This window comes from Phytohabitans aurantiacus (assembly GCF_027923225.1).
In the GTDB taxonomy this organism is placed as follows: Bacteria; Actinomycetota; Actinomycetes; order Mycobacteriales; family Micromonosporaceae; genus Phytohabitans; species Phytohabitans aurantiacus.
Genome location: NZ_BSDI01000030.1, coordinates 65763 through 88275 on the forward strand (window position 1 = coordinate 65763; position 22513 = coordinate 88275).

The following is a 22513-nucleotide window of genomic DNA, read 5'->3' on the forward strand; positions in this document are numbered from 1 at the left end:
GAGCGCGTATGAGGGGCCGGCCGCTGCTTCACACGTCGTACGCCAGCGAGATGGCGCTTTTCAACACGCCCGCCAAGCGGGCCTGGTTCGGCGCGCTGCTCGCCGTCGCCGTCGCCCTGCCATTCCTGCTCACCGACGACATCCTGCAACTGCTCGCGCTGTGCTGCGTCGCGGCGATCGGCGCGATCGGGCTGGGCCTCGTCACCGGGTACGCCGGCCAGGTGTCCCTGGGCCACGCGTTCTTCCTCGCGATCGGCGCGTACGCCGCCGCAGCGATCAGCGGCGACCCGGACGGCCGCGTCATCGGCTTCGGGGTGACCAACATGCTCGTGTGGCTGCCCGCCGCCGGCCTGGGCGCCGCCGCCGCGGGGGTACTCGTGGCACCGCTCGCCACCCGCCTGCGCGGCCTGTATCTCGCCATCGTCACCCTCGGCCTGGTCTTCATCGGCCAGCACATCGCGAGCGAGTGGTCGTCGCTGACGGGTGGCGTCGGCGTCGGTCGCCCCGCCGCGACGCTTTCGGTCTTCGGGTACCAGCTGGCGGCCACCGGCGCGTTCGCCACCCGGGATCAGAAGCTCTTCTGGCTGATGCTGGCGCTGCTGCTGGTGTTCGCGCTGGCGGCGCGCAACCTGGCCCGGTCCAAGGTGGGGCGGGCGTTCACCGCGATCCGTGACCGTGACATCGCGGCCGGCGTCATCGGCGTCAACCTGGCGCGGTACAAGACGATCGCGTTCGCGGTGTCCTCTTTCTACGCGGGGTGCGCCGGCGCCCTGCTCTACACGGTGAGCGGGTACTTCGACCCGAGCTCGTTCAGCCTGCTGCTGTCCGTCCAGTACATAGCGATGGTGCTGATCGGCGGCGCGGGTACGGTCTCCGGTGCGATCGCCGGAGCGTTCTTCATCACCCTGCTGCCCCGGCTCACCCGGGAAGTGCAGGCGTGGGTGCCGTTCATCAGCACCCAGCCGAACGAGGTGCCGAACGTCTTCCAGGTGGAGACGATCCTCTACGGCGTACTCATCATCGTCTTCCTCATCTTCGAACCGCGCGGGTTGTTCGGCCTCTGGGTGCGGGCCCGCAACTACTGGAAGGCGTGGCCGTTCTCCTACTGACGTGTGGGGGCTCTCCAATGAACAAGATGGGACCGCTGGGCGCCGCGGCGCTCCTGCTCGTGTCCGGTGCGCTCGCCGCGTGCCGGGGCGGTGAGAGCGAAACGAGCGAAGGCGAAATCAAGACCGACGTCGGGGTGACCGCGGAGCCGTGCCCGGGCGCCACCGACCAGAGCAAGGGCTGCATCTACCTCGGCATCATCTCCGACCTGACCGAGGGTCCGTTCCGGGCCTTGGCCGTGCCGATCACCGACGCACAGAAGGCGTTCTGGAAACGGGTCAACGAGGACGGCGGCATCGGCGGGTACGAGGTCGACGTGACCAAGTACGTGCGGGACAACAAGTACAACCCGCAGACGCACAACCAGGTGTACCAGGAGATCAAGCCGAACGTGCTGGGGCTGGCGCAGACACTCGGCTCGCCGACCACCGCCGCGATCATCAACGACCTCAAGTCGAACAGCGTGGTCGCGGCGCCAGCGTCGTGGACGTCCGCCTGGGCGTTCGAAGACGTGATCATCGAGTCGGGCGCCAACTACTGCGTCGAGTCGATGAACGCGCTCGACTACGCCAAGGAGGTCTACAACCCCAAGAGCGTGATGGCGGTACACCTTGCCGGTGACTACGGCGAAGACGCGGCCGCCGGCGCCAAGCTGGCCGCCCAGTCGCTGGGGATGACGTTCAGCGCGGTGAAGACCGACTCCGGAGCCGACAAGCAGGCCGGCGCGATCCAGGCGATCCTGACCGCGAAGCCGGATCTGGTGATCGTGACGACCGGCCCGGCCGACGCGGCGGCGATCATCGGCCAGACCGTGGCGCGTGGCTACGCCGGTCGCTTCATCGGCACCAGTCCGACGTGGAACCCGGCGCTGTTGCAGAGCGCGGCGGCGCCCGCCCTGCTGGCCCGGTACGAGCAGAGCGCGCCGTGGAACGCGTGGGCCACGGACAGCGCGGGTCACAAGGCGATGCGCGAGGCGCTCGGCTCGGTGACGCCCAACGACGGGTACACGTCCGGCTGGGTGTGGTCGTACTCGATGAAGGCGGCCCTGTCGAAGGCGGTCGAGAACGGCGACCTGACCCGAGCGGGCCTGCTCGCCGCGGCGAAGTCATTGACGTCGGTGGACTACGAGGGCATGCTGCCTTCGGGTGCCGGCAACTACGCGGCTGGTCCAAACGAGGGTGCGGTGCGGGTCACCGCCATCTACAAGGCAGATCGTGCGGCGGCAACCGGCGTTGGTCAGGTTCGCGACCTTTTCACCGGTCCCACGGCGAAGGCGTACACGCTGGACGGACCGTGTTACGAGAAGCTGTAGGTGGAATGTCCGTTATCGCGCCTCGTGGCGGCACCCGTGTGAACAAATGGGACAGCCGGTGCGTAACCACGTACATGAAGCTACCCGCGCGGTGCCAATCTGACAGGTGGCTGATTGCATCCCTTCCCCTGGCTAGCGGTCATATAGCACAATGGCTGTAGAGCCTCAAGGGTTGCCTCCGGAGGGGTTCCGCACACGGCAGTAAGACGATCGGCACCTGGCTGCCACCAGGTGCCGATCTTAAAGACCACCACACCAACTCGTTTTACGAGAAGCCACCCGCCTCACGAGCCGTTGGAGGCACAAGTGCAGAGTACCCAACACGTAATGAGCCCACCAGCGGCACGGTCCGTAACGTCCGCCCCCGTAACAAGCACGACATATACCGCGCCGAATGCGTCTGCTCTGTATGACCAGCCCGGCATCCGGGTCACGCAGGACTGGTTCGTGGTCGCGGGCCGTCGATTCGCGGTGCGCGAGCTGCACAATCTTCGCACCGCGCGTGGTCCGGCCGACCAGCTCACCATTCGGTCCGTTACGGTCACGGTGGTCATGCTGGCGGGCGTCGGCATCGCGCTCGGCATGACGAAAGAGCTCAACCATCTCAGTGCGCAGAGCTACCTCGCGCTCACCGCCGTGGCGTTCGTCCCCTTCCTGGTGGCGACGATCGGCCACCGGCTCCGGCCGCGGGCATACGAGTTGTGGGGCGAGGTCCACGGATTGACCATGCTGCTGTTCACCTGCGACCAGCAGCGGCAGTACGGCCAGGTGACGCGGGCGCTGCTCCGGGCGAAGGAGGCGACAAGGCTGGGCGCGGTGGCCGAGCCGGTCGCTTCGATGAACATGTACCGTTCGCGCCGCTAGGCCAGTTCCACTGGTGGGCCGGGGGGCACACCGATCGTGGGCGAACTCAGTCGAGTTCGCCCACGATCTTTTTGATCAGGTCGCGGCTCTCGTCGGGGCTGAGCGCGAGCCCGCACAACCGCTGGAACTTCTCGTGGTACGGCTCGACGACCTCGGGACGATCGACGACGTCGTCGGCCACCGCGCTCTCCACGAACATCACGTCATGGTCGGCCGGGTCGGGGAACTGCAGGATCGCGAACGGGCTCGGATAATCGTCGATGCCCGACGTGAACGGCAGTACATGCAGCGTGATGTTGGGCTTGCTGCTCAGCGACATCAGCTTTTCGAGCTGCTCCTTCTGAGCCTGCGCGTCGTTGGCGATTCGCCGCACCACCGACTCGTCGATGACCGCGGTGATGTGTGGCGGGTTGGGCTTGTCGAGCACTTCGCGCTGGCGGGTGAGCCGCACCTCGACCTGGCTCTGCTCGTCGGCTCCGGCGCTGTCGCGGCGGAGCGCCTTTGCCGCGTACGCCTCGGTCTGGAAGAGGCCGGGCAGCTTCGTCGGCGTGTAGCACAGCACCGACGACGTCTCCGCCTCCAGCCCGATGTAGGCCATATAGGACGGTGGCAGCGAGCCGGCGAACGACGACCACCACCGGCGTGCCCGCGACGAGCGCGCCAACGACACCAACTCGTCGACGCGGCGCTGCTCGACGACGCCGTACAGCCGAAGGAGAGCACGGACGTCGATCGGCGACACGCTCACCGCGCCCGCCTCGATCCGGATGATTTTGGAGGTCGACCAGTCCATCTCGGACGCGACCTGCTCCTGGGTCATGCCGACCGCCTCGCGCGCGGTGCGCAGCGCGTGCCGCAGCCGCCGCCGGCCAATGGTCGCCCCCTGAGCGGGGCTCACGGCCGGGCTGCTCCCATTTCCCCGCTGGCTCACCGGAATCGGCCAGCCATCTCGACGAGCATGGCCCGCGAGCGATCCGGGTCGAGCGAGTGCTCACGCAGCATCGCGTACATCTCCTGGTAGCGCTTGACCTGGTCGAGCTGGTCGATGACCTCGGTAACCGAGCCGGCGCTCTCCACGTAGACCACGTCTGAGTCGTCTTCGTCGGCGAACTCCAGCACGACGAACTGCCCCTGCGCGGTATAGACGCCGGAGCTGAAGGGCAGCACCCGGATCGTGATGTGCGGCAACTCGCCCAGGCGCAGCAGGTGCTCCAACTGACCACGCATGACGTCGGCGTTTCCGACCTGCCGGTGGAGGATCGACTCGTCGAGCACCAGCTCGACCTCCGGCGGGTGGGCGCGCCCGAGCACCTCCGCCTGGCGCCGGCGGCGCAGCGAGACGATCTCCTTGGTGCGGGTGGGATCGACCTGCGCGGGCACCACGAACGCGGTGATCGAGTTGGCGTACGCCTCGGTCTGCATGAGCCCGGGAACGCCTACGGACTGGAAGAAGGACAGCTTCGACGCCTCGGCCTCCAGGCCGATGAAGGCCACGAACGGCGCGGGGAAGGTCTCCCGGTACTGCGACCACCAGGTGCGCTGCCGCGCCACCTTGGCCAGGTTGACGAGCTCAGCCACCTGCTGCGGGTCGTTGACGCGGTAGTGGCTGAGGAGCGCCTTGACGTCGTTGGTGGACACCGAGACGCTGCCCGCCTCGATGCGGATCAGCTTCGAGAGCGACCAGTCCATCGCCTCGGCCACCTGCTCCTGGGTCAGGCCAGTGGCCTCGCGGGCACGCCGTAGCGCCGAGCGCAGTCGGCGCCGCCCGACCGTCGGACCCTGCGCCGTCATCATCAAGCCCTCCTAGCCAACGCCGGACTCGCCGGCCGTGTCGTGAGGGAGGTTACTATGCAAGCTGCCACCTGGCGGGCCGCAACCTGCCTGTTAGCCAGGATTCTTGCAGGCTACACCCGACCATCGCGTTTTCCAATGTCGTTGCGGAAGGCGCGAATGGCCACATATGAAGCGCCGGCTGCTGGCTGATGCCAGAGCCGGCACATTCCGTATATGTCTTTCGTCAGTCGGCGAGGACGCGGAAGTCACCCGCCTTGATGCCGGCGCAGAATGCTCGCCACGCTGGGTGCGGTACCTCGATTGCGCGCCCGGACGCCGAGTCCCGGACGCCGACCCCGTCGTTTCCGAGCCTGACCTCCACGCACTCGATGGCCTCGCAGCGGCTACTTCGTCGCCATGCCCCAGGTCGCTCCGCCATACAACTGCCCTCCGCTGAGCCCGGCGGCGGCCCGCCGCCAACACGGGTTGCTTACCGACTGTTATCAATGTCGCACAGCGTGGCAATAGCCGAGAAGGGTTGGTGCGTGAATGAATGACGACGCCATTGGCACACAAAGTAGAGGCGGGCAATAGCGCGTCTTTAGTGCGGCACCTCTACGACGGCGTGTCGGAGACAGTGGGTAGGCTCGGTGCCATGAGGCGGCTGTTGACACCGGCGTGGCTCGCACGCCACGTGCTCGCGGTCGCGCTCGTGTGCGGTTTCCTCGCCCTGGGGTGGTGGCAGATCGGCCGCGCCGCCGGCGGCAACGCGCTCAGTTGGGCGTACGCCTTCGAGTGGCCCGTGTTCGCGGGCTTCGTGGTCTTCATGTGGGTGCGTGAGGCGCGCCACACGCTGCGAGCCGCGGCTCCCGAGGAGTCCGTCGCCGAGACCGCGCCGGTGCCCGCGGGGCGGCGCCCGGTCCGCACCGCTCCCCGGCGGACCGAGTACGACGACGGCGGCGACCCCGAACTGGCGGAGTACAACAGATACCTGGCCTGGCTGAACGCCAACCCGGGCGCCAAGCCCGCCGATTTCCCCGGCTGACCCCTGGCTGATCTGGAAGGAACTGACCGTGAGCGGAGCCCTGATGCGGTATCGCGCCATCGCCTATGTGGTAGGTGTGGTGCTGATCCTGCTGGTAGTGATCGGCATGCCGCTGAAGTACATCTGGGATGAGCCCGGTGTGGTCGAGACGGTCGGTCCCGCTCACGGCTTCCTGTACATGGTGTATCTGCTGGCCGCTTTCGATGTGGCGCGCCGGGCGCGATGGCCGCTGGGCCGCATGGCGCTCGTGATGCTCGCCGGCACGGTGCCGTTCGTCTCGTTCTACGCCGAAAGAGTGGTCACTCGCTGGGTACGGCAACCCGAACCGGTGACTGGCTGAGTTCAACCCCTGGGATCGATCGTTGGGACGATTGTGTGCCGGTCACGGTGCGTTGTAGCTTTCGTCGGTCTGATACACGCTTCGCGCCATCGCACAAAAACCTTCACCGAACCGTTATCGGAAATTATTCGCACATACCGATAAAGCGGGCAAATGGTGCTAAGGTGAGCCGTCACGGCACCGGGCCGAGGCAATCAGATCGAGGAGAGTAGATGGCCCACTCGGGTGCCGTCAGCGCTACATGGCGGAAGAGCACACGTTGCGAGTCTCACGCGTGCGTCGAAGTGGCACGCGCGCCGGAGGCCGTAGCAATCCGCAACTCGACGCTGCCGCAGGAGCACCTTTCGTTCGCCGTACCCGTTTGGCGGGCCTTTGTCGCCGGTGTCCGCGCCGGTGAGTTCGACCTTCGCTGAATCGCACCGCTCAGCACAGCTGAAAAGCACCGCTCACCGCGTGCAAGGGCGTTGTCGCTCTCCCGATGCGCCCTTGACCGCCGCCGTTTCAAACCGCGCCGTCCGGGCAACAGCAGTAGTCATGACTGGACCAGCGGCGCACGGCCAGCTCCCGCCGATCGACGACGCGGGCATCGACCCCACCGAGCTGACCGACGAAGACCTCATCCGCGAGATGGCCAGCCTGCACCGCACCCGGCTCGACACGCTGCGGCACGGCTCCGACGCCTCTCTCGCCAATCATCTGCGGCGCACCGCCGAACTCGAGACCGAATACCTGACCCGCCATCCCGGGCGCGAGGTGGACCCTGGCCGCCTGCGGGACGGATTCTGAGGTGGCCTACCAGGCCGAGCGGGGCATGTCGGCACCGCCCGAGGTGGTCTTCAACACCGCGACCGACCCGGCCCGCTCCGGGTGGCTCCCCGGTGAACTGCGCGCCACCCCGCCCGAGGTCGACCTCGACCGCCTCCGCGCCCGATGGCACGACCGGGCCCAACTCACCGTGCACCCGAATCCCGCCGGCGGCGCTCGGGTCGAGCTTCAGGTCGACGGCGCGCCGAGCGAAGAAGCCGACCGCGCGCTCGACGATCTCGCCCGCGCCGTGGACGACAACCTGACGGCAGGGTGATCTGGAATACACCCGGGGCCGGAACACAAGGCACCCTAGTGCCGTTGAGATGACTGTCGGTGTGTCCAGTGTCCCCGGGCCTCACCTAATTGCCTTCGCGGAATACCGTTCGGCTGGAGCCGCGTCGCGCCACTCGCCGAGAGGCGACCTGCACACCGACGCCTGAGAGGCACCGCCCGCACGGGCGGTGCCTCCTGTGTATCCACCCAAAGCATTTGTGGTGCCCCGGTCCGCGTCAGCTGCGGACCGCATGCTCCCGCGGGCACCGCGCGGGCCGGCGGCTCGCAAGCGCTCGCCGAAATCCCCGGCCCCCGCTGCCAGCCCCGCCCGCCAAGCCCACGTCCGGCAGGCCGGGCTGTCGGCGCTGCGTGCGTGAGCGCGGCCGGGTCGTGGGCACGCGGACGGTGAGGCCGCGGGAGCGACGGCTGGGACCGCGACGAACGCCGCGGTAGCCCAAAGTTCGCTCCTGATCCTGAACGGTCTTGGGTTTCGTACCGCGCGGGGCGCGGGTCTGGCGGGACGTTGCGGCAACTTCGGGGATTCTGCGCTATCCGGGCCGGTCGGAGGGCGCGTTTTCCCTGAAAATGCGGCATCCGCGCCACCGGCGCGGCGCGGCGCGGCGCAAGACCGGGTAGCGGGTGATCGAGCCCGCGTCAGGACTCGCCGATCAAGGGGGATCACATGGATCAAGGGCGAACGCACGCGGTTTTGCGATCGAATCGCGTGCGTTTGCCCTTGATCGGCGGCAAGAGGGCGGGGCGGTGGGCGGGAAGGGCGGGGTTAGCGTCGGGGTGGGGGGCCGCCGGTGGGGGTGGCGCCGGCGCCGCCGGAGGAGATCTTTAGGACTACCAGGCCGTTTTCGATGGTGCGGCCCTCGGGCTCGGTGCCGGCCACGGTGCCCGGTGGGCATGTGGAGGGGACCTGCGTGGTGGCGACCTCGACGCGGAAGCCGGCATTCTCCAGAGTGGAGCGTGCCGCGTTGACCGGGGCGCACTGGACGTTGGGGATCGACCGCTGCTCGCCGTAGGCCATTTTCTGCGTCGGCGGCGGGAAGTTCTTGACCTCCTTACCCTTCAACGCGTCGGCGAGCGTCTCGTAGACCGCCGGGTTGACGATGCCGTGGCTCATGTCGGCGGTCGTCTCGGCCCAGTCCGGGTCGGCGAGGACGCCCGCGACCGAGAGGTTCCTCGTGGTGGCCACGAGCGAGGCGGTGCGGTGGCTGTCGGTGGTACCCGACTTGCCGGCGACCGGGTGGCCGATCCTGCCCCGCGCCTCCGGCTCGGTGGCGCCCTTGCACTCGCCGAAGGCCGACTGGTCGCCGACCGGGCAGCGCGCCGCGTCGAGCGCCGCCCGCGCCACCTGGACGTCGAGCGCCTGGTTGCAGCGCGAGTTCGCCACGTCGAGCTTCTTGCCACCCATCTCGTGGATCTCCTGCACCGGGATCGGCTCGCAGTGCTTGCCGTCCGCGGCGAGCGTGGCGTACGCGTTGGCCACGTCGAGCGGGGTGGTGCCGGAGACGCCGAGCGTGAAGGCTCCCCAGTCGTCAGCCTCTTCCTTGTTGGCCGCGCGCCTCGCGTCGTCGTCGTTCAGGAACCTGATGCCCATTTTCTGCGCGGCGGCGACCACGTTGGCGGCGCCGGCCCGCTCCTCCATGGGCACGAAGTAGGTGTTCACGGAGCGGCCGAAAGCGGTCCACGCGTTGTGGATACCGGCCTGGGTGGGGTTGTCGTTGCCAGGGCACCAGCGGTCGCTGCCGCCGCAGGAGGAGGTGGGGCCGCCGCCGCTGTACTTGGACGGGTAACGCTGCGGCGCGTTGAGCGTGTAGTCGAGCGGGTACCCCTTCTCCAGCGCCGCGACGATCGTGAAGATCTTGAACGTCGACCCGAACTGGTACCCGGTGATGCCGCCACCGCCGGTGATCAGCGGATTGGTGGTGTTGGGGTACGTGCCGCGCTGGCCCTTGCTCTTCGGGTTGGTGCTCGGCTTGTTCTGCGGGTCGTACGGATTGTCCACCTTGAAGTTACGGTTGGTGGCCAGCGCCCGCACCTTGCCGGTACCGGGCTCGATCGCCGCCACCATGAGGGCGTTCTTGTTGCCGGTCTTCAGTCGCTGCTCGACGTTGTCCTTGGCGGCCTTCTGCGTCTTCGGGTCCAATGTGGCCACTACCCGGTAGCCGCCGCCGTTGAGCCGCCGCTCGCGGTCGTACTCGCTACCGCCGAACGCCTCCTGCGACATCCACCACCGGCGGAAGTAGTCGCAGAAGAAGCCCCAGTCGTTGGGCTTGGTGACGAGGCAGCCGCTCGGCGACCGCTTCGCCTTGATGGTCATGGGGGTGGCCTTCGCGGCCTCGGCCTCCTCGGCGGTGATGGACTTGGTCTCGACCATCTGTCCGAGCACCCAGTTGCGCCGTTCGAGGGTGGCTTCGTAGCCCTCCGTCGTCGTGGGGTCGTACTGGGTGGGTGACTTCACGATGCCGGCCAGCATGGCGGCCTCGGGCAGCGTCAGGTCCTTGGGAAGCTTGGCGAAGTAGTACTGGCTCGCGGCATACACGCCGTACGTGTTGGCGCCGAACGGAGCGATGTTGAGGTACCGCTCCATGATCTCGTCCTTGTTGTACTTCTTCTCCGCCTGGAGCGCGAGCCGCGCCTCGCGCAGCTTGCGCCCGGTGGTGTCCTCGCCGGCCGCGACGACCGCCTTGTTGTCCGTCGCCGTGTAGGTGATGGACATCCGGACCAGCTGCATGGTCAGCGTCGAGGCGCCCTGCTGCGACTGGCCCGAGCTGTTCGCCACGAAGGCCCGCGCGATGCCCTTGGCGTCGACGCCCTTGTGCGTGTAGAAGCTGTGGTCCTCGGACGAGAACATCGCCTTGGGCATGATCGGGGAGACGGCCTCGAGCTCGACGTTCCGGCGGTTCTCGTCGAAGAAGCGAGCGATCAGCGTCTTGTTGTCGGACGCGTAGACCTCGCTGGCCTGTGGCGCCTGCGCGTTGGTCAGCTCGCTCGGCAACGCCTCGAACGAGTCGGCGCCGGCCTTGGCGGCCAGCCCGGACATCGCGAGGGCGGGAAAGGCCGCCGCCGCGACAGCCAGCCCGGCGAGCACGCCGCACAGCATCAACGCCGCTGTGTTGATCACCAGCTTGCGATTACGAGTCACCTCTGCAAGACGTCGCGAGGAGCGGTCGCGGTTGCGCAGCCGGTCAATCTTCATCGCTCTTTCATACGTGGGCGGTTTTCGGATGGGCTGTGCCCCGGTTGCGGATGTGTCCGGTATCGCAGTTTCGACCGCGAAGGACCCGCCGCCGGCCTAGCCTCTGGTTGAGGAGGTCACCATGATTGGGACGATTCTCTGGGCGATCATCGCAGGCGCGATCGTCGGCATGTTGGGCAGGCTGCTGCTGCCCGGACGCCAGAACATCTCGGTGTGGGTCACGATCGGCGTCGGCATCGCGGCCGCCCTGCTCGGCGGCGTGCTCGCCGACTGGCTGGGCGTGGGCGAGACCAAGGGGATCGACTGGATCCGGCACGCGATCCAGGTGGCCCTGGCGGTGCTCTTCGTCTGGATAGCGGCCCGCGTGATGGGCGGCTCCGAAACCCGCAAGACGGCCTGATACGCCCCACGCCCCAGAGGTGGGGCGCGGAGCGTGCGGCGGGAGCCTACCCCCGGCGGGCGATCACGGCCTTGGCCAGGTTTTCGAGGACGTGGACGGTGGTGTCCCAGCCGATGCAGGCGTCGGTGATCGACTGGCCGTAGGTCAGCGGGGCCGTGGGGTCGAGGTCCTGGCGTCCCTCCTCGATGAAGGACTCCAGCATCACACCGACGATGCCGCGCTGGCCGGCCGCCATCTGCTCGGCGATGTCGGCCACCACGACCGGCTGGCGGGTGTAGTCCTTGCCGCTGTTGCCGTGGCTCGCGTCGATGACCAGCCGCTCGGGCAGGCCCGCCGCGCGGAGCTGACCGAGCGCGCCCGCCACGTCTTCGGCACCGTAGTTGGGCTTGCCGCTGCCGCCCCGCAGCACGAGGTGGCAGTCGGAGTTGCCCCGGGTGTGCAGGATCGCCGGGGTGCCCGACACGTCGATACCGGTGAAGACGTGCGGCACGCCGGCGGCTCGGATGGCGTCGACGGCGGTGGAGATCGCCCCGTCCGGGCGGTTCTTCATCCCGATCGGCATCGACAGGCCGGAGGAGAGCTGGCGGTGGACCTGGCTCTCGACGGTGCGCGCGCCGATCGCGCCCCACGCCACGGTGTCCGCGATGTACTGCGGGATGATCGGGTCGAGGAACTCGCAGCCGACCGGCAGGCCCTTGCGCGACACCTGCAGCAGCAGCGAGCGAGCGGTACGCAGGCCGGTGTTGACGTCGCCGGAGCCGTCGAGCCGCGGATCGTTGATCAAGCCCTTCCAGCCGACCGTGGAGCGCGGCTTCTCGAAGTACACCCGCATCACGATGAGCAGGTCGTCGGCCAGGCGGGCGGCGGTGGCGGCGAGGCGGTCGGCGTATTCGAGGGCGGCGGCCGGGTCGTGTACCGAACAGGGGCCAACGACCACCATCAACCGGTCGTCTTCCTGGTCGAGTACGCGGGCGACCGCGCGCCGCCCCTCGAGCACGGCCGCCGAGAGATCCTCGTCGAGCGGGTGCTCGTGATGGAGCAGCGCGGGGGTCATCAGGGGGATGACCTTGTCGATGCGTTGGTCACTGACCCGCTGAACGCTTGGGAGTGTCACTGGAAAGTCCTTCCGCCAGCCTCCCCGGGGCCGGCATCCCCAGGTCGTAGCCGGCTGCGCTTCGCATGCAAAAGGGCAGGAGCTTTTCGCTCCTGCCCAGCCGGCCTCTGGCGGTGTCTGGTGACGTCAGGTCATGGCTTCATGGCCGAGTCACCGGCACAGGGGCCGGCCTCGTAAACCACAGATACCATCGCGTCACGCCGGCCAGCATACCCTGCCTGGCCATGATCACCAGAACCGCACGCTGTCGACCTGCGCGGCTCCGGTGAAGACGAGATACACGTCATGCCGGCCGGCCGCGCGCCGGAGACCGCCGGAAGCGGTGGTCCAGGCGTACCGGTCACCCGTCGCGGGCACGGTGAGCGTGCCGAGCAGCCGGCCGTTCGGGCCGCCCAGGCGTACCTGGATGGCGGCGGGCGCGGTGCCGGGTGTCGAGACGCGTGCGGTGATGTTGGTGACACCGGTGCCGAGGTTGGCGTCCGCGAACTTGATCCACTGTCCGGGGGCGGTCGCCGCTACGGCGGTACCCGCTGCCTTGGTGGTGTCGACGAGTGTGGTGCCCGCGTAGTCGTCGAACGTCCACGCGGCCGTGGCGGTGCGCAGGTCGCGCGGCGGGATCGTCTCGCCGGTCACGTGGAGCGTCGCCGTACGCCGGATGTCGGTGGCCGAGGCGCCAACGAGGATGTCGTACGCGCCGGTCTCCACCACCGGCCGGCTCCGGGTGACGTCCCAGAAGGCGAGATCCGACCGCTTGAGAGGGATGCGGACCGTCTTCTTCTGGCCCGGTGCCAGGGTCACCTTGGTGAAACCGCGGAGCTGCTTGACCGGCTGCGTCGTGCGGGACCTGCGCTGGTGCGTGTAGAGCTGCACGGTCTCGGTGCCGGCGCGCTTGCCGGTGTTGGTCACGTCGACGGAGACCGACGAGCCGTCGACCCGGAGCGCGGAGTACCCGAATGTCGTGTAGCTGAGCCCGTGTCCGAATGGGTAGAGGGGCGTGCCGCGGTGGTACAGGTACGTCATGCCGGTCTTGGCGATGTCGTAGTCGAGGATGCTGGGCAGCTCGGCGTCCGACCGGTACCAGGTCTGGGTGAGCCGGCCGCTCGGGTTGTGGTCGCCGAAGAGCACGTCGGCGATCGCGTGCCCGGTCTCCTGCCCGGCGTGGCTGGTCCAGAGGATGGCCGGCACGTTGGCCTGCTCCCACGTGATCGTGGTGGGGTAGCTGTTCTCCAGCACCACCACGGTGTTCGGGTTGGCCTGCCGGACCGCCTTGACCAGCGCCGCCTGGCCCTCGGCGAGCGCCGTCGAGACGCGGTCGTTGGTCTCCCGGCCGTTGATGAACGGCATGCTGCCGACCACGACGACCGCGACGTCGGCGCCCTTGGCCGCCGCGACCGCCTCCTGTACACCGCTGCGGACGGTCTCCTTCGTGAACCGGGCCGCCGTGGCAGCGGTTTCGGCGCCCAGAGCCAGCTCGCCGTCGGCGTTCACGGTCAGGTACCGCACCGCCGGGAACCACGGCTCGCGCGTCTCGTAGCCGGCGTACCGGATGGCGAACGTGCCGTCGCTCTGCTCCTCGAGCTTGAACTGCTGCTGGACGTACCAGTTGTTGGGCTGCGCGTCGCGGGTGACGAACGGCCCCCAGTTGTACCCGAGGACCTTGCTGGTGGCCACGTTGCGCAGGCTCAGCAGGCCCTGGCCCCAGTCGAACACGTCGAACCGCGCGGCGTCGTCGGCCGTGGTGGAGCCGAGCCGCACGTGGTCCGCGTCGGTGGTGCCCGTGGAGGTGACGTACCGGCCGGTGGCCACGTCGCGCAGCGCGATCCGGTCGACGCCCTCGCTGGCCACCACCGTCGCGCCGGCGCCCAGCCGCTCCTGGATGCCCTGCCGCGGCGTGACCGCATAGGGCAGCGTGCCGCTGTACCAGTCGGTGTAGAGGGTGTTCTCCAGTGGACCGACGACCGCCACCTTTCGCGTCTTCGCCGCGGAGAGCGGCAGCGCGTTGCCCGCGTTCTTCAACAGCACGACCTGCTCGTCGGCGGCCTGCCGGGCGAGCCGCTGGTGTGCGGGGGAGTTGATGACGTCGGGCGTGATGGCCGCGTACGGGTTGCTGCCCGGTGGGTCGAACTCGCCGAGCCGGAACCGGATGGAGAAGATGTGCCGTAGCGCCTCGTCGAGGTCGGCCTCCGTGAGCAGCCCCTGATCCAGGGCGGCGCGGATCGCGGTGACCGTCGACTGTGGATTGTTGCCGTCCTGCGTGAAGCTGTCGAGGCCGGCCTTCATCGCGGCGGCGTTCGCCTCCGCCTGCGTGCCGTAGTACCGCTGCGAGCCGACCAGGTTTCCGGGTGCGAACGCGTCACTGACCACCATGAGGTCCTTGCCGGTCCAGGTGCGCACCTCGGCGTCGAGTGAAGGCTCCACTGTGGCCGGTCGGCCGTTGACGAGGTTGTACGACGTCATCACGCCGGTGGCGGCGTCCGCCTGGATCGCGGTCCGGTACGCGGGCAGCTCGTAGTCGTGCAGCAGCCGGGGCGGCAGCGTCGATGAGGCGGTGTCGCGGTTGATTTCGTTGTTGTTGGCGAGGTAGTGCTTCAGGGTGGGCGCCGACTGGAGGTACACGGGGTGGTCGCCCTGCAATCCCCTGCCGTACGCGGTCGACAGCGCCCCAGTCAGGTACGGGTCCTCCGAGTACCCCTCTTCGTTGCGGCCCCAGCGCGGGTCGCGCAGCAGGTTGACGACGGGCGCCCAGAGGTTGAGCCCGTTGTTCGCCGGGTCCTTGGCGTGGAACCCGCGCGCCTCCCGCCCGACGGCGGTGCCGACCTGCTTCATCAGGTCGGGGTTCCACGTCGTGGCGAGGCCGATGGCCTGCGGGAAGACGGTGGCCTCGCCGAGCCAGGCGACGCCGTGCAGCGCCTCGGTGCCGGTGCGGAACGGGCCGATGCCGAGCCGCGGGATCGCCGGCTGGTACTGGTGCAGCAGCGAGATCTTCTCGTCCAGCGTGAGGCGACCGACGAGGTCGTCGATGCGCGCGTCCAGCGGCAGGGCGGGGTCGCGGAAGGGGTACGTGTCGTCGGCGCGCGCCGCGACGGCGGGCGCGAGCACGGTCATCGTCACGGCGATCGCCATCAAGGCCTTCAGAGAGCGCACTCTTGCGAGGCTCGTGTACCGCCTAGCGGCCTGTCAATAGTTTGGACACCATACGAACTCCCGGGTAACCGGCCGTTGTAAAACGTGGGTTGACACGGATGCGGGGGTCCGTTTAGCTGGGCGTGAATGTTTGTCGAAGCGCTTCGACTCGCATTTCGACGATTAGGAGGTGGCAGTGTTCACCACTCGCACCCGAGCCGCGGTCACCGCGCTGCTCGCCGCCGCGTCACTGGTCCTGGCCGCCTGCGGCGCGGACGCCGACGACGAGGGCGGCGGCGACGGCAAGGTCCTGAAGCTGTGGCATTACGAAGGCGCGACGAGCGCGATGGGCGTCGCCTGGGCCGAGGCGATCAAGCAGTTCGAGGCATCGCACCCCGGAGTCAAGGTGCAGTTCGAGGAGAAGGGGTTCGAGCAGATCCGGCAGAGCGCCAACATGATCCTGAACTCGGACGAGGCTCCGGACATCATGGAGTACAACAAGGGCAACGCGTCGGCCGGTTTGCTGTCGAAGCAGGGGTTGTTGACCGACCTGAGCTCGGAGGCCGGAAAACGCGGCTGGGACAAGATTTCGCCAAGTATCCAGACCACGTGTAAGTACGACGAGCAGGGCATCATGGGTGGCGACAAATGGTTCGGTGTGCCGAACTACGCCGAGTATGTGATGGTCTACTACAACAAGGACCTGTTCACGAAGCACAACGTGCGGGTGCCGACCACCCTCGCCGAGTTCGAGGCGGCGATGGACACGTTCGTCAAGGCCGGTGTGACGCCGCTGTCGGTCGGTGGTGCGGAGTATCCGGCGCAGCAGATCTTCTACGAGTTGGCGCTGTCGAAGGCGAACCGTTCGTGGGTCGACTCCTACCAGCTGTACAAGGGCAAGGTCGACTTCAAGGGGCCGGAGCTCACCTACGCGGCCAACACGTTCGCCGACTGGGTCAAGAAGGGCTACATCGCCAAGGACTCGGCCGGTATCAAGGCCGACCCGATGGGCGTGGCGTGGACGCAGGGCAAGTTCCCGATCCTGATCTCGGGCAGCTGGTGGTATGGGCGGTTCGTGGCTGAGGCCAAGGGCTTCCAGTGGGGCACGTTCCTGTTCCCCGGCAACAGCTTGCACCCGGGTTCGGGCGGCAACATCTGGGTGGTGCCGAACAAGGCGAAGAACAAGGATCTGGCGTACGACTTCATCGACATCACGATGAAGCCGGAGATCCAGTCGCTGTTGGGCAACTCGGGTGGTGTGCCGGTACTGGGTGATCTGAGCAAGATCACTGATCCGAAGAGTAAGGAGCTGATCGAGAACTTCGACAAGCTCAACTCCTCGGACGGTCTGGCGTTCTATCCCGACTGGCCGGCGCCTGGTTACTACGACGTGCTGGTGGCCGGCACGCAACATTTGATCAACGGCACGAAGACACCGGCGCAGGTGCTCGATGAGATCGCCAAGCCGTACAACGACAACCTGACCAGTATCGGCAAGTAAGTGACCACGTCGACAGAGGTGAAGCGGCGCCCCCTCGCGGGCGCCGCTCCCGCCCGCGCCCGGCGCCGGCGTAGCGGCGGCGGCTACGCGGTGTTCCTCATCCCCGGCGTGCTGCTGTCCCTGGTCGTCATCGTCGTGCCGTTGCTGATGAACGTCGGGATCAGCTTCACGCGGTGGCAGGGGGTGGGTACCCCCGAGTGGATCGGGCTGGACAACTACACGCGGCTGCTCGGGGACGAGAACTTCTGGGCCTCGTTCCGCAACATCATCTTTCTGATCGTGGCGATGGCGGTCGTGCCCACGCTGCTCGGGCTGGTGCTGGCCGCGGTGCTGTTCGACTACGTGGGCAAGCAGATCGGGCCGCGCACGGCCAGCGTGTTGCGTTCCGGGTTCTACCTGCCGCAGGTGCTGCCGGTGGCGGTCACCGGCATCGTGTGGGGCTGGATCCTCAACCCCAGCTTCGGTGCGCTCAACGCGATCCTCACCAACGTCGGCCTGGACGCGCTGGCCAAGAACTGGCTCGGCGATCCGGCGTACGCGCTCTACAGCGTCATGGTGATCATGGTGTGGTTCCAGATCGGGTACCCGGTCGTGATGTTCATGTCGGGGCTCCAGCGGGTGGACCCGGAACTGTATGAGGCGGCGGCGATCGACGGTGCCGGCTGGTGGCAGCGGTTCCGGCGGATCGCCATCCATCTGATCAAGCCGGAGATTTATGTGGTGCTGGTGACCACGACGATCGCCGCGTTGAAGATTTTCGGGCAGATCTTCGTGCTCACCCGGGGCGGGCCAGGCAACGCCACCCTCGTGCCCTCCTATTTCGCGTACCAGAACTTCTTCGAGAAGGCACAGGTCGGCTACGGCTCGGCGATCGCCACCGTGCTGACCGTCATCATCGTCGTGCTCGCCGTGGTGTTTCTTCGCATCCAGGCCCGTAGCGAAAGGCGGGACCTGCTGTGAACGCGCGACTGTCGCGGTCGGCGGTGCTGGCGGTGCTCACGCTGCTGGTCATCGTCGTGCTGTCACCGTTCGCGCTGGTCGCGCTCAACGCGGTCAAAAGCCCTGCCGAGTACGCGTCGGGCGGGCCGCTGTCGTTGCCGGACAGCCTGTACTTCAAAGGCTTGGCCGACTTCTGGATCCGCGTCGACTTCGGCGAGAAACTGTTCAACAGCTTCCTGATCAGCGCCAGCGTGGCTGTGCTCGCGGTCATCGTGTCGATCCTCAACGCTTACGCCCTGGGCATCGGCCGGGTACGCGGACGCGGCGCGTTTCTTGTCTTCTTCCTGCTCGCGAACCTGCTCCCACAAGAGGCCCTGGTCTACCCGCTCTACTACCTGTCCAAAGAGGTCGGTCTCTACAACACCCAACTCGCTGTGATCATCATCTTCACCGCGATCCAGAGTGCTTTCGGTACCTACCTGCTCTCCTCGGTCTACACGGCGTTTCCGCGGGAGATGTTGGAAGCGGCCGCGATCGACGGCGCCGGCAAATGGCGCACCCTGTGGCGGGTCGTGGTGCCGATCAGCTGGCCCAGCCTGTCGGTACTGTTCACGTTCTTCTTCATCTGGACCTGGAACGAGTTCTTCCTACCCCTGATCTTCCTCATCTCCAACGACAAACAGACCGTGCCGGTAGCACTCGGCGTGCTCCAGGGCGACCGGATGATGGACGCCACCACCACCAGCGCATCAGCCCTACTCGGCATCGTGCCAGCCATCATCTTCTTCCTCATCTTCCAGCGAACCCTGACCCGCGGCGTCATGGCCGGGGCCATCAAGTAGGAACCAAACCGGAATCCTGGTCGTTCGCCGTCGTGGTCACCCACGGCCGCTAGCGGGATCCACAGTCCACGGAACGTAGGAGTCAGCACTGTGAAGTTCACCGACGGCTACTGGCACGTGCGTGACGGTGTGCACCCGCTCTACCCGGCTGAGGTGCACGACGTCACCGCCGACGGCGACAGCCTGACCGTGTACGCGCCGACCGCCCACATCGGACACCGGGGCGACACCCTCAACCGCCCGATGCTGACCGTGCGCGCGGAGTCGCCGATGCCGGACGTCATCGGGATAACGGTCTCCCACTTCACCGGGCGCACCCCGCGCGGGCCGCACTTCGAGCTGGCGTCCACCCAGCCACCGGTCGACCTGTCCGTCGACGACGCCACACTCACCTCCGGGGCGCTGTCGGTGCGCTTCAACCGCGACAGGTGGCGGATGGAGTTTCTCGCCGGCGGCGAGGTGCTCACCGCGAGCGAGCGCAAGGCGATGGCGGCTATCGGTACCGACGACGGCGCGCACTACATCCGCGAGCAGCTACGCCTCGGCGTCGACACGACCGTGTACGGCTTGGGGGAGCGCTTCGGCCCGCTGGTCAAGAATGGCCAGTCGGTCGACATCTGGAACGCCGACGGTGGCACGAGCAGCGAGCAGGCGTACAAGAACGTGCCGTTCTACGTGACCAGTGGCGGGTACGGGGTGTTCGTCGACCACCCGGGGCTGGTGTCGTTCGAGGTGGGCTCGGAAGCGGTGTCCCGCGTGCAGTTCAGCGCTCAGGGCCACGAGCTGCGGTACTTCGTCATCTACGGGCCCACGCCGAAGGAGATCCTGCACAAGTACACGGCGTTGACCGGGCGGCCCGCGCTGCCACCGGCGTGGTCGTTCGGCCTGTGGCTGACCACCTCGTTCACCACGTCGTACGACGAGGACACGGTGATGAGCTTTGTCGACGGGATGGCCGAGCGCGAGCTGCCGCTGTCGGTGTTTCACTTCGACACGTTCTGGATGCGCGAGTTCCACTGGTGCGACTTCGAGTGGGACCCGCGCACCTTCCCCGACCCGGCCGGGATGCTCAAGCGGCTGAAGGAGCGCGGTTTGCGGGTCAGCCTGTGGCTCAACCCGTACATCGCGCAGCGGTCGGCGCTGTTCCCCGAGGGAGCGGCGGCCGGGTATCTGGTGCGTACCGCGAGCGGAGACGTGTGGCAGACAGACCGCTGGCAGGCCGGGATGGGGCTCGTCGACTTCACGAACCCCGACGCGTGCGCGTGGTACGCCGGGAAGCTGCGGGCGCTGCTGGAGATGGGTGTGGACTGTTTCAAGTCCGACTTCGGCGAGCGCATCCCCACGGACGTGGTGTGGCACGACGGCTCCGACCCCGAGCGGATGCACAACTACTACACGCATCTCTACAACCGCACCGTCTTCGACTTGCTGCGCGAGCACCGGGGCGACGGCGAAGCGGTACTGTTCGCCCGCTCAGCGACGGCCGGCGGTCAGCAGTACCCCGTGCACTGGGGTGGCGACTGCGAGTCCACATTCGAGTCGATGGCCGAGAGCCTGCGCGGCGGCCTGTCGCTGGCGATGTCGGGTTTCGGGTACTGGAGCCATGACATCGGTGGCTTCGAGGGCAGGCCGGACCCGGCGGTGTTCAAACGGTGGATCCCCTTTGGACTGTTGTCGTCGCACAGCCGGTTGCACGGCAACCACTCGTATCGCGTGCCGTGGGAGTTCGACCAGGAGGCCGTCGACGTGCTGCGGGCGTTCACCCGGCTCAAGGCGCGGCTGATGCCGTACCTGTTCGGTGCCGCCGTCACCGCACACACTGAGGGTGTGCCGGTGATGCGGCCGATGGTGGCGGAGTTTCCGGACGACCCGGCCTGCGCCTACCTCGACCGGCAGTACATGCTCGGCGATCGGCTGCTCGTCGCACCGGTGATGTCGGCGTCCGGCCGCGTCTCCTACTACGTGCCCGCCGGCCGCTGGACCCACCTGCTCACCGGCGAGGTCGTCGAGGGGCCGCGCTGGGTCACCGAGACGTGCGGCTTCGACACGGTGCCGGTGCTCGTGCGGCCGGGCACCGCGCTGCCGCTGGGCGCCCGCGACGACCGCCCCGACTACGAGTACCACGACGGCGTCACCCTCCAGCTCTACGAGCTGGCCGAGGGTGAGGTGCGGGTCGACGTTCCGTCGCTCGGCGGCGCGGTCGCGACCAGCTTCGTCGTGGTGCGGCAGGGCGACGCGATCCGGGTACTGCGCACAGGCACCGCCGCCCCGTGGCGCGTCGAAATGGCGGGCCGGGCTGTCGGCGTACCCGATGATGTCGCGGAGGCCGAGCTCAGCGTGGCGTAGGCGGCGCGTGCTGGCCCTCGGACGGCGTGGCCTGCTCGTCTTTGATCACTTTGCGCTCCAGGGTGACCTGGGCCTGGCCGGTCCCACCCACCTGGATGTCGTCGTACGCCTGTAGCACCTTGTTTTCGTCGAAGTAGAGGACGGACATCGCCAGCGGCAGCGGCTCCTCGTCTTCGAGGCCGCGCAGCCCGGCGCCGCCGGTGGAGCCCTCCACCATCAGCCGGGTCGGCATCCCGCCGGGCACCGGCGCGAGCATCGACACCTCGCGCTTGTGCGTGTGCCCGGCGAGGACGAGCGGGCACGTGCCGGTCAGCGTCACCGCGGAGGCAGGGTCGTGCACCAGTCCGATGTCGACCGGCCGGTCGGCGGCCTTGATCGTGGCGGCCAGTTGCTCGCCGGTGCCGATCATCCGCTCGGCGGTCTGCTTCGAGTTGCCCGAGCCGGCGGGTGAGGTCTCCTTGTCGGGCGTGAAGCGCGGGTCGCCGATGCCGGCGAACGTCAGCCCGGCCACGGTGGCGACCTTGTTGTCCAGTACGACGGCGTTGCTCTGCTGAGCCACCGCCGCGGCGGTCGCGGCGGAGTCGTGGTTGCCGCGGATGTAGACGTACGGCACCTTGAGCAGGCTGATCGAGGCGACGTACGACGCTTCGGGCTCGCTGCCCCAGTCGGTGATGTCGCCGGTGTCGACCACGACGTCGATGCCGAACTGCTCCACCACCGTGCGGATCATCGACCAGGCGGTCGGGTTGAGGTGCAGGTCGGAGACGTGCAGGACGCTCGTCGTGCCCGGCGCCGGCTGGTACACCGGCAGCGTGGAGACGGTCGTGTAGATCCGGCTCACGTTCGCGACGATGTGCTGAAGTTGCTCCGCGTACTTGCCGTAGTTGTCCGCGATCGCTCGCGCGTCACCGACGACGGCGGGCGCGTTCACCAGCAGCCCCTCGTACCTGGGCTCCTCGATCGAGTTGGGGCGCAGCGTGGCGGCGGCGGTGCCGAGGCTGCCCGCGACGATGGCCAGCGCGAGGAAGCCCGACCAGGCGACCCGGCGTACGTCGCGGAAGACGAGCGCGGCCAGCACCATCGCGCAGAGCACCGAGGCCGCGACGGTGCGCATGCCGAGCCGGATCAGGCCCTCTTTGACGTCATCGAGAGCGGTCTGGCTGGCCCGGCTGATGCCGGCCGGGTCGTCGAGCAGGGCCTCGGTGCGGCGCTGGTCGAGCGTGCCCAGGTTGACCGACAGGTGCGTCGGGCCGTCGTGGCTGTTGAGGTGCAGCGAGCCGAGCGGCGGGATCGCCACCTCGGTGTCGCCGACGATCGACGGCGTGATCGACATCTCGGCACGGAACGGGCCCACGTCGGTGTTGGTGTGCGCGCCCAGCAGTACGCCGATGATCACGCCGGCCGCCGCGACGCCGAGCATCACCAGCGCGAAGCCGACCTTGCGGGTGGGAAGGGAGCGGACGGCTCTGCCGACCGCCCGCATGACGCGCGCTTTCCGATCTATCTTGCTCATACCCTG

The 22513-nt window shown here is 68.0% G+C and carries 20 protein-coding genes; 13 read left to right on the forward strand and 7 right to left on the reverse strand.

The window, feature by feature from the left end; translation table 11 throughout:
• Positions 1–8 precede the first annotated feature (8 nt).
• From QMG73_RS26810 to QMG73_RS26820, 3 genes are all read left to right on the forward strand, one after another.
• Positions 9–1109, forward strand: a complete 1101-nt coding sequence (locus tag QMG73_RS26810; protein WP_281900181.1) for a branched-chain amino acid ABC transporter permease — start codon at positions 9–11, stop codon at positions 1107–1109.
• 26 nt (positions 1110–1135) lie between these two features.
• Positions 1136–2419 (forward strand): ABC transporter substrate-binding protein, encoded by a 1284-nt coding sequence (locus QMG73_RS26815; RefSeq protein WP_281900182.1) that lies wholly within the window; start codon positions 1136–1138, stop codon positions 2417–2419.
• Between the two features lie 327 nt (positions 2420–2746).
• A complete protein-coding gene (locus QMG73_RS26820; protein WP_281900184.1) occupies positions 2747–3283 on the forward strand; it encodes a DUF6232 family protein in 537 nt (178 codons plus the stop codon).
• 46 nt (positions 3284–3329) lie between these two features.
• On the opposite strand, the gene QMG73_RS26825 is transcribed toward QMG73_RS26820, so the two are convergent.
• The 3 genes from QMG73_RS26825 to QMG73_RS26835 form a co-directional block, all read right to left on the reverse strand.
• Positions 3330–4181 carry a helix-turn-helix domain-containing protein gene (locus QMG73_RS26825; RefSeq protein WP_281900186.1) on the reverse strand — a complete coding sequence of 284 codons (852 nt, stop codon included), beginning with the start codon at positions 4179–4181 and terminating at the stop codon, positions 3330–3332.
• A gap of 29 nt (positions 4182–4210) precedes the next feature.
• Positions 4211–5077, reverse strand: coding sequence for a helix-turn-helix domain-containing protein (locus QMG73_RS26830; protein WP_281900188.1), 867 nt, complete (start codon positions 5075–5077; stop codon positions 4211–4213).
• Positions 5078–5300: 223 nt separating this feature from the next.
• A complete protein-coding gene (locus QMG73_RS26835; RefSeq protein WP_281900189.1) occupies positions 5301–5495 on the reverse strand; it encodes a DUF397 domain-containing protein in 195 nt (64 codons plus the stop codon).
• Positions 5496–5711: 216 nt separating this feature from the next.
• Between QMG73_RS26835 and QMG73_RS26840 the strand changes: the two genes are divergently transcribed.
• The 5 genes from QMG73_RS26840 to QMG73_RS26860 all read left to right on the forward strand — a co-directional run bounded on the left by QMG73_RS26840 (position 5712) and on the right by QMG73_RS26860 (position 7522).
• Positions 5712–6101: a hypothetical protein gene (locus QMG73_RS26840; RefSeq protein WP_281900190.1), complete on the forward strand. Its 390-nt coding sequence runs from the start codon at positions 5712–5714 to the stop codon at positions 6099–6101.
• Between the two features lie 28 nt (positions 6102–6129).
• Positions 6130–6441, forward strand: coding sequence for a DUF3817 domain-containing protein (locus QMG73_RS26845; RefSeq protein WP_281900191.1), 312 nt, complete (start codon positions 6130–6132; stop codon positions 6439–6441).
• Between the two features lie 212 nt (positions 6442–6653).
• Positions 6654–6854, forward strand: coding sequence for a DUF397 domain-containing protein (locus tag QMG73_RS26850; protein WP_281900193.1), 201 nt, complete (start codon positions 6654–6656; stop codon positions 6852–6854).
• Positions 6855–6975: 121 nt separating this feature from the next.
• Positions 6976–7227 carry a DUF6158 family protein gene (locus QMG73_RS26855; protein WP_281900195.1) on the forward strand — a complete coding sequence of 84 codons (252 nt, stop codon included), beginning with the start codon at positions 6976–6978 and terminating at the stop codon, positions 7225–7227.
• A gap of 25 nt (positions 7228–7252) precedes the next feature.
• Positions 7253–7522, forward strand: a complete 270-nt coding sequence (locus QMG73_RS26860; RefSeq protein ID WP_281900318.1) for a hypothetical protein — start codon at positions 7253–7255, stop codon at positions 7520–7522.
• A 780-nt stretch (positions 7523–8302) separates the two neighbouring features.
• Here QMG73_RS26860 and QMG73_RS26865 read toward each other — a convergent pair.
• Complete coding sequence (locus QMG73_RS26865; protein ID WP_281900197.1) at positions 8303–10729, reverse strand: penicillin-binding protein; 2427 nt, start codon at positions 10727–10729, stop codon at positions 8303–8305.
• Positions 10730–10850: 121 nt separating this feature from the next.
• On the opposite strand from QMG73_RS26865, the gene QMG73_RS26870 reads away from it, so the two are divergent.
• Entirely contained in the window at positions 10851–11129 is a 279-nt protein-coding gene (locus QMG73_RS26870; protein ID WP_281900198.1) for a GlsB/YeaQ/YmgE family stress response membrane protein, read from the forward strand.
• 46 nt (positions 11130–11175) lie between these two features.
• Here the strand turns inward: QMG73_RS26870 and QMG73_RS26875 are convergent, their stop codons facing one another.
• Together QMG73_RS26875 and QMG73_RS26880 are read right to left on the reverse strand one after the other, a co-directional pair.
• Positions 11176–12243 carry a 3-deoxy-7-phosphoheptulonate synthase gene (locus QMG73_RS26875; RefSeq protein ID WP_281900200.1) on the reverse strand — a complete coding sequence of 356 codons (1068 nt, stop codon included), beginning with the start codon at positions 12241–12243 and terminating at the stop codon, positions 11176–11178.
• Positions 12244–12471: 228 nt separating this feature from the next.
• Complete coding sequence (locus tag QMG73_RS26880; RefSeq protein ID WP_309299528.1) at positions 12472–15387, reverse strand: glycoside hydrolase family 3 protein; 2916 nt, start codon at positions 15385–15387, stop codon at positions 12472–12474.
• A gap of 175 nt (positions 15388–15562) precedes the next feature.
• Between QMG73_RS26880 and QMG73_RS26885 the strand changes: the two genes are divergently transcribed.
• The 4 genes from QMG73_RS26885 to yicI all read left to right on the forward strand — a co-directional run bounded on the left by QMG73_RS26885 (position 15563) and on the right by yicI (position 20994).
• A complete protein-coding gene (locus tag QMG73_RS26885) occupies positions 15563–16867 on the forward strand; it encodes an ABC transporter substrate-binding protein (RefSeq protein WP_281900202.1) in 1305 nt (434 codons plus the stop codon).
• Positions 16868–17827 carry a carbohydrate ABC transporter permease gene (locus QMG73_RS26890; RefSeq protein ID WP_309299529.1) on the forward strand — a complete coding sequence of 320 codons (960 nt, stop codon included), beginning with the start codon at positions 16868–16870 and terminating at the stop codon, positions 17825–17827.
• Positions 17824–18648 (forward strand): carbohydrate ABC transporter permease, encoded by an 825-nt coding sequence (locus QMG73_RS26895; RefSeq protein ID WP_281900204.1) that lies wholly within the window; start codon positions 17824–17826, stop codon positions 18646–18648. Before QMG73_RS26890 ends, QMG73_RS26895 begins: the two co-directional genes overlap by 4 nt.
• A gap of 90 nt (positions 18649–18738) precedes the next feature.
• A complete protein-coding gene (gene yicI, locus QMG73_RS26900; RefSeq protein WP_281900206.1) occupies positions 18739–20994 on the forward strand; it encodes an alpha-xylosidase in 2256 nt (751 codons plus the stop codon).
• On the opposite strand, the gene QMG73_RS26905 is transcribed toward yicI, so the two are convergent.
• A complete protein-coding gene (locus QMG73_RS26905; protein ID WP_281900208.1) occupies positions 20981–22507 on the reverse strand; it encodes a metallophosphoesterase family protein in 1527 nt (508 codons plus the stop codon). The two genes, yicI and QMG73_RS26905, sit on opposite strands and share 14 nt — an antisense overlap.
• Between the last annotated feature and the right edge of the window lie 6 nt (positions 22508–22513).